Source organism: Streptomyces sp. Ncost-T10-10d (assembly GCF_900091955.1).
In the GTDB taxonomy this organism is placed as follows: Bacteria; Actinomycetota; Actinomycetes; order Streptomycetales; family Streptomycetaceae; genus Streptomyces.
The window spans coordinates 71,255-84,602 of the sequence record NZ_FMDF01000175.1 but is presented as its reverse complement, the minus strand read 5'-3'; the positions used below and the strand labels follow the sequence as shown (position 1 = coordinate 84,602).

The window sequence follows — 13,348 nt, the reverse complement described above, 5'->3', positions numbered from 1 at the left end:
TGACCATCGCCATGCCCTGGCCGCCGCCCACGCACATGGTCTCCAGGCCGAACTGCTTGTCGTGGAACTGCAGGCTGTTGATCAGCGTGCCGGTGATCCGGGCGCCGGTCATGCCGAAGGGGTGGCCGACGGCGATGGCGCCGCCGTTGACGTTGACCTTCTCCAGCGGCAGGCCGAGGTCCCGGTAGGAGGGGATCACCTGGGCGGCGAACGCCTCGTTGATCTCGGCCAGGTCGATGTCGTCGATGGTCAGCCCGGCGCGCTTCAGCGCCTGCTTGCTGGCCTCCACCGGCCCGTATCCCATGATCTCGGGGGAGAGACCGGAGACACCGGTCGAGACGATCCGGGCCAGCGGGGTCAGGCCCAGCTCGCGCGCCTTGGTGTCGGACATGATCACGAGTGCGGCGGCGCCGTCGTTGAGCGGGCAGCAGTTGCCCGCGGTGACCAGGCCGTCGGGGCGGAAGACCGGCTTCAGGCCCTGCACGCCCTCCAGGGTGACGCCCGCGCGCGGGCCGTCGTCCTTCGAGACGACCGTGCCGTCCGGGGTGGTGACCGGGGTGATCTCGCGCTCCCAGAAGCCGTTCTTGATGGCTTCCTCGGCGAGGTTCTGTGAGCGGACGCCGAACTCGTCCATGTCCTGGCGGGAGACGCCCTTGAGCCGGGCCAGGTTCTCCGCGGTCTGCCCCATCGCGATGTACGCGTCCGGGACCAGGCCGTCCTCGCGCGGGTCGTGCCAGTCGTCGCCGCCCCGCTCGGCGCGGGCCGCGGTGCGGGCCTCGGCGTCGGCGAACAGCGGGTTGTGCGTGTCCGGCAGGCTGTCGGAGTTGCCCTTCACGAAGCGGGACACCATCTCGACACCGGCCGAGATGAAGACGTCGCCCTCGCCGGCCTTGATGGCGTGCAGCGCCATCCGGCTGGTCTGGAGGGAGGACGAGCAGTAGCGGGTGACCGTACAGCCGGGAAGGTGGTCCATCCCCATCTGCACGGCGATGATGCGGCCCAGGTTGTTGCCCTGCTCGCCGCCGGGGAGGCCGCAGCCGAGCATCAGGTCGTCGATGTCCTTCGGGTCCAGCTCGGGCACCTTGGCCAGCGCGGTCCGGATGATCGTGGCGGTCAGGTCGTCCGCGCGCAGGTCCTTCAGCGAACCCTTGAAGGCCCGGCCGATGGGGGAACGGGCAGCAGAGACGATCACGGCTTCGGGCATCACGCGGCTCCATGAGGGCTGGAAGGCGGGTTCTGGCAGGTGCTGACTTGGAAGTTACCTGTACGTAGATGCTGGGTCACCGGGCAGCGCATGTGACGCCGACCTCTTTTCTAAGCGACCGCTCAGTCGATCAATTGGCGGGCAGGTTGTGCGACTCCCCGTGCGACTCCCCATACGGCTCCTTGTGCGTGTCCTCGTATGCCTCCTCGTGCGATTCCCCCTGTGGTTCCCCGAGCGTCTCCAGGGGTGCTTCTCCAAGTGTGTCCGGCTGCGGACTGGGCTCCGTGGCCGCGGGCAGACGCCGCCGCCTGCGGTGCTTGAGGAGAGCCCAGGGCGCCCGTGCCCCCGTGACCTCCGTACCGGCCTCCCTGGCCGCCTGGGAGGCCGCCTCGGCCACCGGCAGCATGTCCTCGCGCCGGGCCCCGTCCAGACGGTCGGACTCCGGCCACATCCCCAGGACCGCACAGAGCGTGGGCAGGACCGCCATCGCCGCCGTGGCGTACCCCTCCGCCGACGGGTGGTAGTTGTCCGGACCGAACAGCTCCCGCGGATTCGCCTCGAACTCCGGCCCCAGCAGGTCGCCCAGCGACACCGTCCGCCCGCCCTGCTCCACCGAACCGATCGTCTGGGCCGCCGCCAGCTGCCGGCTCACCCGCCGGGCCAGCCAGCGCAGCGGCTGGTAGACCGGCTCGATCGTGCCGAGATCCGGGCACGTGCCGACCACCACCTCCGCACCTGCCGTACGCAGCCTGCGCACGGCGGTGGTCAGACAGCGCACCGACTGGGTGGCGGGCATCCGATGCGTCACATCGTTCGCCCCGATCATGATCACGCACACGTCGGGCGTACGGGACGGGTCGGCGAGCAGCAGCGAGACCTGCCGCTCCAGATCGTCCGACCGGGCGCCCGGCTGCGCCACATTGCGCAGATCCACCGGCCGCTCGGACACCGCCGCGAGCCCCGATGCGAGCAGCGCCCCCGGTGTCTGCCCGGCCCGCCGCACCCCCTGCCCGGCCGCCGTCGAATCACCGAGCAACCCCAGCCGCAGCGGTTCCGCAGGGCCGGTGAACGCCACCCCGTACCGCCCGTCCGCGCTCGGTGGAACCGGTGCGATACCGCCGCCCACCTGCCGTTTCGCCAGCTGGACCTCCGCCAGCAGTACGCCTACCGCCGCCGCGCCGAGCAGCCCGATGCTGCCGCCGCCGTAGGCCGCGCCCGCTGCGATCCGCCGTGCCACCCTTGCCCTCGACACAGTCCGGTCCACCTCCTCGTTGCCGTACCGCCGTACATACAGCTAACTGCCCCGCAGCGACCGTCGCTCAATCGCTTCGCCCAATCCCGTGCCCGTACGCATACGCTTGCCGCACCATCTCGGAGACCCCGGAGTACACGGTGCAATTCCACGATTCGATGATCAGTCTCGTAGGCAATACCCCGCTGGTGAGGCTGCGCAGTGTGACGGCCGGCATCCAGGCGACGGTCCTGGCCAAGGTCGAGTACTTCAATCCCGGCGGTTCGGTCAAGGACCGCATCGCCCTGCGCATGATCGAGGCCGCCGAACAGAGCGGCGAGCTGCAGCCCGGCGGCACGATCGTCGAGCCGACCAGCGGCAACACGGGCGTCGGCCTGGCGATCGTCGCGCAGCAGAAGGGATACAAGTGCATCTTCGTCTGCCCGGACAAGGTGTCCACGGACAAGATCAATGTGCTGCGCGCCTACGGTGCCGAGGTCGTCGTCTGCCCGACGGCCGTTGACCCCGAGCACCCCGACTCGTACTACAACGTCTCGGACCGGCTGGTCCGTGAGACGCCGGGAGCCTGGAAGCCCGACCAGTACTCCAACCCGAACAACCCGCGCTCGCACTACGAGACCACCGGTCCGGAGCTGTGGGAGCAGACGGACGGGAAGATCACCCATTTCGTCGCGGGTGTCGGCACCGGCGGCACGATCAGCGGCACCGGCCGCTATCTGAAGGAGGTCAGCGGCGGCTCGGTCGAGGTCGTCGGTGCGGACCCGGAGGGATCGGTCTACTCCGGCGGCTCCGGACGCCCGTACCTCGTCGAGGGCGTCGGCGAGGACTTCTGGCCGAGCGCCTACGACCGTACGGTCACGGACGAGATCGTCGCCGTGTCCGACAAGGATTCCTTCCAGATGACCCGCCGCCTCGCCAAGGAGGAGGGCCTGCTGGTCGGCGGCTCCTGCGGCATGGCGGTCGTCGCCGCCCTGGAGGTCGCGAAGCGACTGGGCCCGGACGACGTGGTCGTCGTCCTGCTGCCCGACAGCGGCCGCGGCTACCTGAGCAAGATCTTCAACGACGAGTGGATGGCCGATTACGGCTTCCTGGAGGACGCCGGCCCGTCCGCGCGCGTCGGGGACGTGCTCGACCACAAGGACGGCCCGATCCCGACGCTCGTCCACATGCACCCCGAGGAGACCGTCGGCGAGGCGATCGACGTCCTGCGCGAGTACGGCGTCTCGCAGATGCCGATCGTGAAGCCGGGCGCGGGCCACCCGGACGTGATGGCCGCCGAGGTCATCGGTTCGGTGGTGGAGCGGGAGCTGCTGAACGCTCTGTTCGCCCAGCGCGCCTCGCTCTCCGACCCGCTGGAGAAGCACATGTCCCCGCCGCTGCCGCAGGTCGGCTCCGGCGAACCGGTCGCGGACCTGATGGCGGTGCTCGGCGGCACGAACGCGGCGGACGCGGCGATCGTGCTGGTGGAGGGCAAGCCGAAGGGTGTGGTCAGCAGGCAGGACCTGCTGGCGTTCCTCGCCAAGGACGCGTCGGCCGGCAAGCCGTAGCCGGCTCAAAGGCCGGGCTTCGCGAAAACGGTACGAGCGTGACACGTACGCGCAGCACCGGCTTAACACGAGTCCGGCACATTGATGGGTGTCGGCAGGGGAACCCGCCGACACCCGATACGGCGACACGGACTACGGAGCGGCTCCCGGACCTCCACCGTCGCCAGGACGCGGTGACCGGCCCTGACCCGGACCGTGTCCCTCGCGGGGACCGCCGTCGTCCCGCCCCCTGGGAAACCGGGGGTGCGGCGGTCCCCGCGATACATCCATGTGCGACGGACGTCTGCGACGGTCAGGTGCGCGGACCGTGCGACGGGCGAGTGCCCGGCCGGCCGGGCGAGGCGCCGTTCGCGCCCCCGGCGGCGCCTCACCCGGCCGGTGCGGCCGCCCAGCTCGCCAGCAGCGCGATGCGTTCCGCGGTCTCGCTGCCGGGCTCCGGGGTGTAGACCACCAGGGACTGGCCGGGGTCGCCGGGCACGCCGAGCGTCTCGTACGGGAGGGTCAGCTCACCCGCGACGGGGTGGTTGATGCGCTTGACGCCGTAGGTCTTCGCCTTCACCTGGTGATCCGCCCACAGCCGGCGGAAGTCCTCGCTCTTCATGGACAACTCACCCACCAGTGTGGCCAGTTGCTTGTCATCGGGGTGCAGCCCGGCATCCAGTCGCAGATGGGCGACCGTCTCCGCCGCCACCGCGGCCCACTCCGGATAGAGCTCGCGCGTCGCCGGGTCGAGGAAGACCTGGCGCGGGATGTTCAGTTCCGCCGGGCGCATCCGCGAGTAGCCGACGACCGCGTCGCCCAGCGCGTTCCACGCCAGTACGTCCATCCGGCGGCCCAGGATGAACGCCGGGGCCCCGCCGAGCGTGTCCAGCAGCAGGCGCAGACCGGGGCGGACCCGCTGGGTGGCGGCCGGGGCCGAGGCGCGCGGCCCCGGGCGTGCCACCGTACGCAGATACGTGTGCTCCGTCTCGTCCAGCTGGAGCACCCGGGCGATCGCGTCGAGCACGGCGTCCGAGACGCTCGGGCCGCGCCCCTGTTCCAGCCGTATGTAGTAGTCGACGCTCACCCCCGCGAGCTGCGCGACCTCCTCGCGCCGGAGTCCGGGAACCCGCCGTCGGCCGCCGTACACGTTCAGCCCCACGTCCGCGGGCTGGATGCGGGCTCGCCGTGAGCGGAGGAAATCACCGAGGTCGCCGTCCATGACACCGATCGTAGAAGAAGCGCGGGCGCCGAACCTGGTACTGGCAGACCCAGGAACAACGCATCCCTGGGTGGCCGGGCGGCAGCCGCGCAGAGTGGGGCCAGGCCCGGGGAAACGCCCCGGTCCTGAGAGCGCAAGGAGTACGGACATGTCGTACGAGACCCTCGCAGGCCGCACCGCCGTCATCACCGGAGCCGCCAGCGGCATGGGCGCCGCGACCGCCCGGCTGCTCGCCGCCCAGGGCGTCGGGGTCGCACTGCTGGCCCGGCGCGCGGAGCGGCTGGATAAGCTGGCCGCCACGATCGAGGCGGAGGGTGGTGCGGCGCTCGCCGTCACCGCCGATGTCACCGACCAGGCGTCCGTGGACGCCGCGGCCGAGCGGGTGCACAGCACGTTCGGGCAGGTGGACCTGGTGGTCAACGCGGCCGGTGTGATGCTGCCGAACCCGGTGGACGAGGGCCGGACGGACGAGTGGCAGCGGATGATCGACACCAATGTGACGGGCGCCCTGCGGATCATCCGGGCCTTCACATCCGACCTGGTGGCGGCGGCCGCCGACGGCCGCACCGCGGACCTGGTGAACATCTCGTCCATCGGCGCGCACGTCACGTTTCCCCACTACGCGGTGTACGGGGCGACGAAGGCCGCGCTCACCCACCTGTCGTCGTCGCTGCGCACGGAGTTCGGACCTCGCGACGTCCGCGTCACGAACATCGAGCCGGGTCTCACCGACACGGAACTGGGCGGCCACATCGACAACGCCGAGCTGAGCGGGCAGCTCGACGGCATGTTCGACGCGGTCGGGGCACTGTCGAGCGAGGAGATCGCCGACCTCGTGGCCTACGCCACCAGTCGCGCGCGCCACATCAACCTGCGCCAGCTGGTCGTGCTGCCCACCCGCCAGGCGTAGCGCCCCGTGTCCGCGGGCCCGGCCCGCGGCCCTCAGCCCTCCCAGTCGGACTCCGTGCGCTCGGAACGGTGCCGGAACCAGGGCCAGCTGCGGGCGGCATGCACGGCATTGACGGCGACGATGCCGAGCCAGGCGACGACCAGCCCCCCGGTATGGGCGGCCGCGGCGCCGATCGCCGACAGCGGGATGGCCAGGATCAGCGAGATGATCCCGAAGCCGTAGCGCTCGCCGAAGTTCCCCATGGGCTGCGGCGGCCGCGCCCCCCTGGCGACACTGACCTGCTGCTCGGCGAGATGGCGCCGGACACGGCGGTCGAGCGTGGTGTCGAGACGTTGCTCGACCTTCTCCAGGAACGACTCGACGAGCGCGGACTCGTAATCCGAACCCAGCTCACTACGGGCATGCAGGGTGGCATCGAGCTCGCTCTTGAGCTCAGGGTCACGGGTTTCCATGTCTTTTACGGTACGAATCGGGGGTGCCGGGGGCAGTGGGGCTAACCCCCCTCTTTCGCCGGACGCGGTGGAGCCGAGCCGTTGCGGCTACGTGCGGGCGGTCGCCGTGCCGGTGGTGCCGGCCCCGTTGTTCTCGCCTGCTGGTACCTGGGCGGGGAGGATCGTATGTTCCGGGATGTGCGTGGTGTCGCGACGGGCGAGCAGCCAGTACAGCAGTGCCGGTACGACCAGGCCGACCACCCACGAGATGTCGGCGCCGCCCAGCGGCCCGACCAGCGGTCCGGTGTAGAAGTGCGTCACCAGGAACGGCAGCTGGGCGACCAGCCCGATCCCGTACACCGCCAGCGCGTCCCAGCGCCATGCGCCGTACCGGCCGCGCGGATCGGCAAGGGCAGGGATGTCGTACCGCTCCCGTGAGATCAGGTAGTAGTCGACCAGGTTGATCGCCGACCACGGGGTGAAGAAGGTCAGCAGGAAGAGCAGGAAGTCCTTGAAGGAGGCGAGGAAGCTGTCCTTGCCGAGCAGGGCGACTACCGTGCCGACAAGCATGATGCCCGTGATGTAGAGAGCCCGGCCGCGCGGGGAGAGGCTTCTCTGACCGCGGAAACCGCTGATGCTGGTCACCAACGACATGAAGCCGCCGTAGGTGTTGAGGACATTGATGGTCAGCTTGCCGAGCGCGATCACGAAGTACAGGAACGAGGCGATGAGGCCGGTTCCGCCCAGGGCCACGACATAGCCGACCTGGCCCGCCAGGAAGGCGTCTCCGGCGGTGGCCGCGACCAGCACACCGAAGACCATGGACCACTGGGAGCCGAGCGCCGAGCCGGAGAGCGTCCACCAGAAGGTGGCGCGGGCGCTGGTCGTACGTGGCAGATAGCGGGAGTAGTCGGCCACGTACGGGCCGAACGCCAGCTGCCAGGACGCGGCGAGCGAGACCGCGAGCAGGAACATCGGCAGATCGAAGGCGCGGTCGGCGAGGACGGCTCCGAGATCGATGCGGTCGAGCAGCCGGATGCCGAGATAGACGAAGGCGACCGCGCAGATCACGCCGGCGACCCGGCCGAGCATATGGATGACGCGATAGCCGATCGCTGCCATCAGGGCGGTGACCAGCGCGAAGATGACGATGCCGGGCGTCTCGCCGAGGTGGGTGAGCTCCCCGACCGCCTGACCGGCCAGCACGCTGCCGCTGGCGAAGAAGCCGACGTACATCACGATCACCAGGGCCAGCGGGACCACTGCGCCCTTGACCCCGAACTGCGCGCGGGACTGGATCATCTGCGGCAGTCCCAGGCGCGGGCCCTGCGCGGAGTGCAGGGCCATCACGGCTCCGCCGAGCAGATTGCCCAGCGCCAGGCCGATGACCGACCAGAACGGGCCGCCGCCGAAGACGACCGCGAGTGCGCCGGTGACGACGGCGGTGATCTGGAGGTTGGCGCCGAGCCAGAGCGTGAACTGGCTGAATGCGGTGCCGTGACGTTCGTTGTCCGGCACGACATCGATGGAACGCTGTTCGAGCAGGCCTGCCATCGGTCAGCTTCCCTTCTTGACGAGGCCGTGCTGCTTCGCCCAGTCGTGTGCGACGTCCTCGGGGTCCTTCTTGTTCTTGTCGCCGAGCCGGATGGTGCCGGAGGCCGGCTCGACCATCCGGTTGATCATTCTCGGCGTGGTGGTCCTACCGCAGCCGGAAGAACCGACGAGGACGGCGATACCGCCTTCCGGCACGGTGAGGCTGAGGTCGCGAACTGCCGTCGTGCCGTTCGGGAAACGCTTGTTCACTGCGTCGAATTTGATCATCAGTCGTCCCTTGCCCCGGCTGCATATAGTCATGCAGAGTTCTTCGTTACTGAATAGGTTGTCAATGCTTCGGGGTAAAACACTGGGTACAGAGATCCGAAAAGCGAGACAAGGTGTCCGGATAGGAGGAGTTTGCGCATGATGTCGTCCCACCTGGTGGACTCCGAGGGCTCCGCGTCCGGGACCGTCGGTTCTTTTGGAGCTCCCGGTTCCGTCGGCGTCGTCGTGCTCGACGGCCAGACGCTCCCGGTCTCCGATGTCGTCCGGCTCGCCCACGGCACCGCCCGCCCCGTCCCCGCCGACGAAGCGATGAAGCGCGTCGACCGCTCCTGGAACGCCGCCCGGGAGCTTGCCGCCACCGGGCGGGTCTACGGGCGCTCCACCGGCGTCGGCGCCAACCGCAACGAGGACGTTCCCACCGAGGCGGCAGCCGATCACGGACTGCGGCTGCTGCGCAGCCACGCCGGAGCGATCGGCCAAGCGCTGCCCGCCCGCGAGGTCCGGGCCATGCTCGCCGTACGCGCCAACCAGTTGCTCGCGGGCGGCGCCGGGCTGCGGCCGACCGTCGTCACCGCGCTCTGCGAGGCACTGGAGGCCGGGGCGCACCCGGTCGTCAATGAATTCGGCTCGGTCGGCACCGGCGACATCGCGGCCCTCGCCCAGGTCGGCCTCGCCCTCGCCGGGGAGCACCCCTGGCAGGGGCCCCGGCGCCGCCCCCGAGCCCCAGCCGCTCGACAACAACGACGCCCTCGCGCTGATCAGCAGCAACGCCCTCACGCTCGGACAGGCCACGCTCGCCCTCGACGAGCTGCGCCGCCTGGTCGCCGCCCCCCAGGTCGTCGCCGCGCTCTCCCTGCTCGCGGTCGACGGCTCGTACGAGGCCTACGCGGAGCCGGTCCACGCGGCCCGCCCCCACCCGGGTTCCTACGGTGTCGCCGCCCGGATGCGGGAGCTGCTCGGTGTCCCGGAGCGTCCCGGACCACCGCTCGGCCGGATCCAGGACCCGTACGGATTCCGCTGCCTGCCGCAGATCCACGGGCCCGCGCAGGACGCCGCCGACGCCCTCGAACGGGTTCTCGCCGTCGAGATCAACGCCGCCGCCGAGAACCCGCTCATCTGTCCGGACGCCGGCGCCAACGACAGCCCGGCCGCCTACCACCACGGGGGCTTCTACCTGGCCCAGCCGGCCCTGGCACTCGATCACTTCAGGCTCGCCGTGACCCAGGTCGCCCGGCTCTCCACCTCCCGGCTCTCGGCACTCAACGAGCCGGCCCTCACCCGCCTGCGGCCCTTCCTCGCGGACGGCGAACCCGCCTCGTCCGGCGTGATGATCCTGGAGTACGCGGCCGGGGCCGCCCTCGGTGATCTGCGCACCTACTCCGCTCCCGCATCGCTCGGCCACGCCGTCCTGTCCCGCGGTGTCGAGGAGCAGGCCAGTTTCGCCTCGCTCGCCGCCCGTCAGACATTGCGGGCCTGCGGCGCGTACCGGCACGTCGTGGGCTGCGAACTGGTCGCCGCCGTAAGGGCGTTGCGCCAGCGGGACCTGCGCCCCGATCCGGATCTTCCGGTGGGCCGTGCCTTCGTGCTCGCCGATTCTCTGCTCAACGACGATCTCGCGGACCGGCCGCTCACCGATGATGTAAAGGTCGCGGCCGGGGAGCTGCTCGACCAGTACACAGAACTTTGGAGGGGGACGGTATGAGCGAGAGCAGCCCTGCCGCACGACTGCAGCAGCTCTTCGAGGGGCACCGGTTGACACCGACGCAACGGCGCATCGCGCACTCCATGGTGCGCAGGGCCGCCGAGGTGCCGTTCCTGTCGAGCGTCGAGCTGGCCGAGCTGGCCGGGGTCAGTCAGCCGTCCGTCACCCGGTTCGCCGTCGCCCTCGGATTCGACGGCTATCCGGCACTGCGGAGGTATCTGCGGGATGTCGCGCCGGGGCCCGCCGAGCCGGGTGAGGGGGCGGGTGAACGTACGTACAACGAGTACCAGCAGGCTGTCCTCGGCGAGATCGAGAATCTGCAGCACCTTGCCGAGCTGCTCGCCGACCCCGGCCCCGTCGAGCGGGCGGGGCGGCTGCTCGCCGCCTCCCGGCCGCTCCCCGTGCTCGGGCTGCGGGCCGCCTCCTCCCAGGCGCGCGGATTCGGGTACTTCGCGGCCAAGGTCCACCCCGATGTCCGGGTGCTCGACGAGGGCGGCAGCATGCTGCACGACCGGATCGACGCGGCGCGGCGGGCGGGTGCCACGGCGCTGATCTGTTTCGCGCTGCCCCGGCATCCGAAGGAGGTCGTGGACGCCCTCGCGTATGCGCAGGAACAGGGGCTGACCGTGGTGTCGGTCGCCGATTCGGCGTTCGCTCCGGTGGCCAGGCACAGCGACCTGCTGATCCCGGCAGCCGTCGGCACCGGGCTCGCCTTCGACACGGCGTGTGCGCCCATGCTGCTGGGCCGGGTGCTGCTGGAGGCGATGTGCGACGACCTGCCCGATGCGCAGGCGCGGTTGGAGGAGTTCGACGCGCGAGCGGCGGCGCGGGGGCTGTTCGTCGAGTGACGGGTGGTGGCGACGGCCTGACGGGGATCACGTACTGAGGGCGGCCCCACCGATCTCGACGATTCTCAGGCATCGCTCATCTACGGCTATTAATCTCCGGGCCCAGAAGGATCAGAAGGAGCTGTGGAGAGGGGTACGGACGTGGGGCGCGGAGCGCAGTCGTTGGCGAGGGTGGCCGTGATCGTACGGGCCGGAGCCGCACCGCTGTGGTGGCCGGGGCTGCTCGCTGCGGCGATCGGCGCACTGGTGCCGGGGCTCACCGGACGCCGGATCGGGCTGCTGGCCGGAGCGGCGCTGTTCCTGGTCACCGCGGCCGTGGTGGCGCTCGCACGCGGCCGGCGGTACGCGGAACTGGCCGGGGGCGCCACCCGCGCCGGGCGGTCCGACTTTCTCCAGGACCGGGCCGTGACCGTACGCGCATGGCGACGCGGGCACCGGTGGTGGCTGCTCGGGGCGTTCCTCATAGCGGTGGCGAGCGCGTTCCTGCTGCCCGGGGCCGGCGGGATGGTGCTCGCGGGCGCGGGGGCCGGGCTCTGGATCAAGGCCGTCAGGATCGGGCAGCGCGAGCGCCGGGACGACACCCTGTACTGGGTGCGGACCGACTGGGTGGAGCGCGGGCGGCCCGCGGGCAAGCAGGTGAAGGGGTATCGGACGACCGGGCCGATGGCGGGCGACGCCGCGCCCGGCGGGGCGCGGCGCCGGCGCTGAGGCCGCCGGGTCAGACCTCCAGCTCGGCCTCGATCCGCTTCAGCTGGTGGCGGGCCATGGCCAGGTTGGCGCGGCCCTTGTCCAGCACCAGGTACAGGAAGAGGCCGTTGTTGCCGCGGGCCTTGAGCAGCCGGATCAGGTGGTACTGGCCGCCGAGCGTGATCAGGACGTCCTCGATCTCGTCCTGGAGACCGAGGTGCTCCATCGTGCGGAGCTTGGCACGTACGACATCGGTGTTGCCCGCGGCCGCGACCTCCAGATTGAAGTCCTTGCCGCCGCCGAGGGTGCCCAGCGCCATTCCGCTGGTGTAGTCGACGAGGGCGACACCGAGGGTGCCCTCGATGGACGTCATCGCTTCCTTCAGTGACGCTTCGGTGTTCGCCATGAGTGCTCGTTTCCTTTCCTGGCCGGCCGGGACGACCGGATCCGTGGGTTGTTTCCCGGGGTAGGTGGTGTTACGTGCGGTGAGGCAGCGGTCCGGGCTGTGCGGGGCGCTGCTCGGGGGCGCGGGCCGGGGGCGCCGGCTGTGCGGCGCGTTCCAGTGCGGTGTCGACCAGTTCGCCGATACGGGTGCCCGCCCGGCGGCCCTCCAGATGGAGCCTGCCGACGTTGATCCGGTCCTCGGCCAGCAGGGTGAGGACGGCCGAGGAGCCTGCGGCGTACGTCGCGATGTAGCCGGTCTCGCCCCGTACGAGAAGTTCACGGAAGCCGCCCCGGCCGGTCGCGTCCGCCATCCGGATCGCGACGCCGAGCGCGGCCGCGGTCAGTGCGGCGACGCCCTCCGCCTCCACGCCCGGGGTGTCATGGGCCAGGACGAGGCCGTCGGTGCTGGCCGCCAGGGCGCCGGAGAGGAGCGGGACCCGGGCCCGTAACCGCTGGAGCTCGGCCAGGACATCCTGCACTTCGGCCTCGGGCACCATCAGCTGTCTCCTCCCGGCACGCTGTCTGAGCGCGCGTATCACAGGGCCTCCAATGCGTCTCGGAGCCGGCGCAGCAGGGCGACGTCGGGGTCGGCCGTGACCTCGGGAAGTGCGACCCGGCCGGGGGCGGTCGCGGCCGGCAGCTCCCGTACCGCTTCGACCAGTCCGGCCGCGGCCAGGCGCCGCAGACCGACCAGTACGTGGAACGCCGGTCTGCCCAGCTCCTGGGCGATGTCCGATGCGGTACGCACTCCGTCCACGAGATCGAGCACACGGCGCCGGCTCGGCGGAACGGGTGCGTCGACGGGACGGGCCGTGCGTACGAGCGGTGCGCTGTCGCCCGCCGCGTCGGGCCAGATCCGCTCCAGCAGCTCCCGGCGCCGGAGCGTCTCGCGCTGCACGGCATCGACAGGGACGGGGCGGACGGGGCCGATCCAATGGGAGACCCCGTAGCGGAAACGGGCCGGGGTCCGGGTGGGGGAGAGCGCGAAGAACGCCGCGTCGTACAGCGCGCCGAGGTGGCACAGCTCCAGCGCCCCGCCCGGCACCCGCCCGCTGTCCACCAGATAGCGGCCGACCCGCTGCCCGGCACCCGCCCTGGCGACCGCCTCCCACCAGCCGTCGCGGTGCAGGGCGCCGCCCGTGGTGAGCAGGATGTCTATACCGGGCGTCGCCGGGCTCTCGGCGTGCACCACCTGGCCCTCGGCGAGATAGAGGGTGCCGCGGTCGCGCATCAGGGCGCCGGTGGCGCGTTCGTCGGCGAGGCGCTGCAGCATGGGGGAGAGGGGCGCGACCGGGGTGGGG

General features: G+C 71.0%; 12 protein-coding genes and 2 pseudogenes. 5 read left to right on the top strand and 9 right to left on the bottom strand.

The window, feature by feature from the left end; all coding sequences use genetic code 11:
- Together GA0115254_RS31940 and GA0115254_RS31935 are read right to left on the bottom strand one after the other, a co-directional pair.
- A partial coding sequence (locus GA0115254_RS31940) for an acetyl-CoA C-acetyltransferase (RefSeq protein ID WP_093898754.1) occupies positions 1-1,204 on the bottom strand: 1,204 nt, incomplete at its 3' end.
- A gap of 130 nt (positions 1,205-1,334) precedes the next feature.
- A complete protein-coding gene (locus GA0115254_RS31935; RefSeq protein ID WP_256102878.1) occupies positions 1,335-2,441 on the bottom strand; it encodes an SGNH/GDSL hydrolase family protein in 1,107 nt (368 codons plus the stop codon).
- A gap of 155 nt (positions 2,442-2,596) precedes the next feature.
- Between GA0115254_RS31935 and GA0115254_RS31930 the strand changes: the two genes are divergently transcribed.
- Positions 2,597-4,003 carry a cystathionine beta-synthase gene (locus GA0115254_RS31930; RefSeq protein WP_093898753.1) on the top strand — a complete coding sequence of 469 codons (1,407 nt, stop codon included), beginning with the start codon at positions 2,597-2,599 and terminating at the stop codon, positions 4,001-4,003.
- 367 nt (positions 4,004-4,370) lie between these two features.
- On the opposite strand, the gene GA0115254_RS31925 is transcribed toward GA0115254_RS31930, so the two are convergent.
- Positions 4,371-5,204 (bottom strand): helix-turn-helix transcriptional regulator, encoded by an 834-nt coding sequence (locus GA0115254_RS31925; RefSeq protein WP_093898752.1) that lies wholly within the window; start codon positions 5,202-5,204, stop codon positions 4,371-4,373.
- Positions 5,205-5,352: 148 nt separating this feature from the next.
- Here GA0115254_RS31925 and GA0115254_RS31920 point away from each other — a divergent pair, with 148 nt between their 5' ends.
- Positions 5,353-6,114: an SDR family oxidoreductase gene (locus GA0115254_RS31920; protein WP_093898751.1), complete on the top strand. Its 762-nt coding sequence runs from the start codon at positions 5,353-5,355 to the stop codon at positions 6,112-6,114.
- Positions 6,115-6,146: 32 nt separating this feature from the next.
- On the opposite strand, the gene GA0115254_RS31915 is transcribed toward GA0115254_RS31920, so the two are convergent.
- The 3 genes and pseudogenes from GA0115254_RS31915 to GA0115254_RS31905 all read right to left on the bottom strand — a co-directional run.
- Positions 6,147-6,566 carry a hypothetical protein gene (locus GA0115254_RS31915; protein WP_093898750.1) on the bottom strand — a complete coding sequence of 140 codons (420 nt, stop codon included), beginning with the start codon at positions 6,564-6,566 and terminating at the stop codon, positions 6,147-6,149.
- Positions 6,567-6,653: 87 nt separating this feature from the next.
- Complete coding sequence (locus tag GA0115254_RS31910; protein ID WP_093898749.1) at positions 6,654-8,099, bottom strand: purine-cytosine permease family protein; 1,446 nt, start codon at positions 8,097-8,099, stop codon at positions 6,654-6,656.
- Positions 8,100-8,171: 72 nt separating this feature from the next.
- Positions 8,172-8,366 (bottom strand): annotated as a pseudogene (locus tag GA0115254_RS31905) (ATP-binding cassette domain-containing protein); the annotation flags it as partial.
- Between the two features lie 138 nt (positions 8,367-8,504).
- Here GA0115254_RS31905 and GA0115254_RS31900 point away from each other — a divergent pair.
- From GA0115254_RS31900 to GA0115254_RS31890, 3 genes and pseudogenes are all read left to right on the top strand, one after another.
- A pseudogene (locus GA0115254_RS31900) lies at positions 8,505-10,068 on the top strand (aromatic amino acid ammonia-lyase).
- A complete protein-coding gene (locus tag GA0115254_RS31895) occupies positions 10,065-10,916 on the top strand; it encodes a MurR/RpiR family transcriptional regulator (RefSeq protein ID WP_093898748.1) in 852 nt (283 codons plus the stop codon). The pseudogene GA0115254_RS31900 and the gene GA0115254_RS31895 overlap by 4 nt, the downstream one beginning before the upstream one ends.
- 171 nt (positions 10,917-11,087) lie before the next feature.
- Positions 11,088-11,624 (top strand): hypothetical protein, encoded by a 537-nt coding sequence (locus tag GA0115254_RS31890; protein WP_093898747.1) that lies wholly within the window; start codon positions 11,088-11,090, stop codon positions 11,622-11,624.
- A gap of 10 nt (positions 11,625-11,634) precedes the next feature.
- On the opposite strand, the gene GA0115254_RS31885 is transcribed toward GA0115254_RS31890, so the two are convergent.
- The 3 genes from GA0115254_RS31885 to GA0115254_RS31875 all read right to left on the bottom strand — a co-directional run bounded on the left by GA0115254_RS31885 (position 11,635) and on the right by GA0115254_RS31875 (position 13,320).
- Positions 11,635-12,009 carry a hypothetical protein gene (locus tag GA0115254_RS31885; protein WP_093898746.1) on the bottom strand — a complete coding sequence of 125 codons (375 nt, stop codon included), beginning with the start codon at positions 12,007-12,009 and terminating at the stop codon, positions 11,635-11,637.
- 70 nt (positions 12,010-12,079) lie between these two features.
- The gene (locus GA0115254_RS31880) at positions 12,080-12,544 is read right to left on the bottom strand and encodes a roadblock/LC7 domain-containing protein (protein WP_093898745.1); all 465 of its coding nucleotides are present in this window, start codon (positions 12,542-12,544) and stop codon (positions 12,080-12,082) included.
- A gap of 38 nt (positions 12,545-12,582) precedes the next feature.
- Positions 12,583-13,320 (bottom strand): winged helix-turn-helix domain-containing protein, encoded by a 738-nt coding sequence (locus GA0115254_RS31875; protein ID WP_093898744.1) that lies wholly within the window; start codon positions 13,318-13,320, stop codon positions 12,583-12,585.
- Positions 13,321-13,348 lie beyond the last annotated feature (28 nt).

Excerpts from the sequence above, each read along its gene's own strand:
- GA0115254_RS31925 (WP_093898752.1), bottom strand. The coding sequence starts at position 5,204 with ATGGACGGCGACCTCGGTGATTTCCTCCGCTCACGGCGAGCCCGCATC.
- GA0115254_RS31920 (WP_093898751.1), top strand. The coding sequence starts at position 5,353 with ATGTCGTACGAGACCCTCGCAGGCCGCACCGCCGTCATCACCGGAGCC.
- GA0115254_RS31915 (WP_093898750.1), bottom strand. The coding sequence starts at position 6,566 with ATGGAAACCCGTGACCCTGAGCTCAAGAGCGAGCTCGATGCCACCCTG.
- GA0115254_RS31910 (WP_093898749.1), bottom strand. The coding sequence starts at position 8,099 with ATGGCAGGCCTGCTCGAACAGCGTTCCATCGATGTCGTGCCGGACAAC.
- GA0115254_RS31895 (WP_093898748.1), top strand. The coding sequence starts at position 10,065 with ATGAGCGAGAGCAGCCCTGCCGCACGACTGCAGCAGCTCTTCGAGGGG.
- GA0115254_RS31885 (WP_093898746.1), bottom strand. The coding sequence starts at position 12,009 with ATGGCGAACACCGAAGCGTCACTGAAGGAAGCGATGACGTCCATCGAG.
- GA0115254_RS31880 (WP_093898745.1), bottom strand. The coding sequence starts at position 12,544 with ATGGTGCCCGAGGCCGAAGTGCAGGATGTCCTGGCCGAGCTCCAGCGG.
- GA0115254_RS31875 (WP_093898744.1), bottom strand. The coding sequence starts at position 13,320 with ATGCTGCAGCGCCTCGCCGACGAACGCGCCACCGGCGCCCTGATGCGC.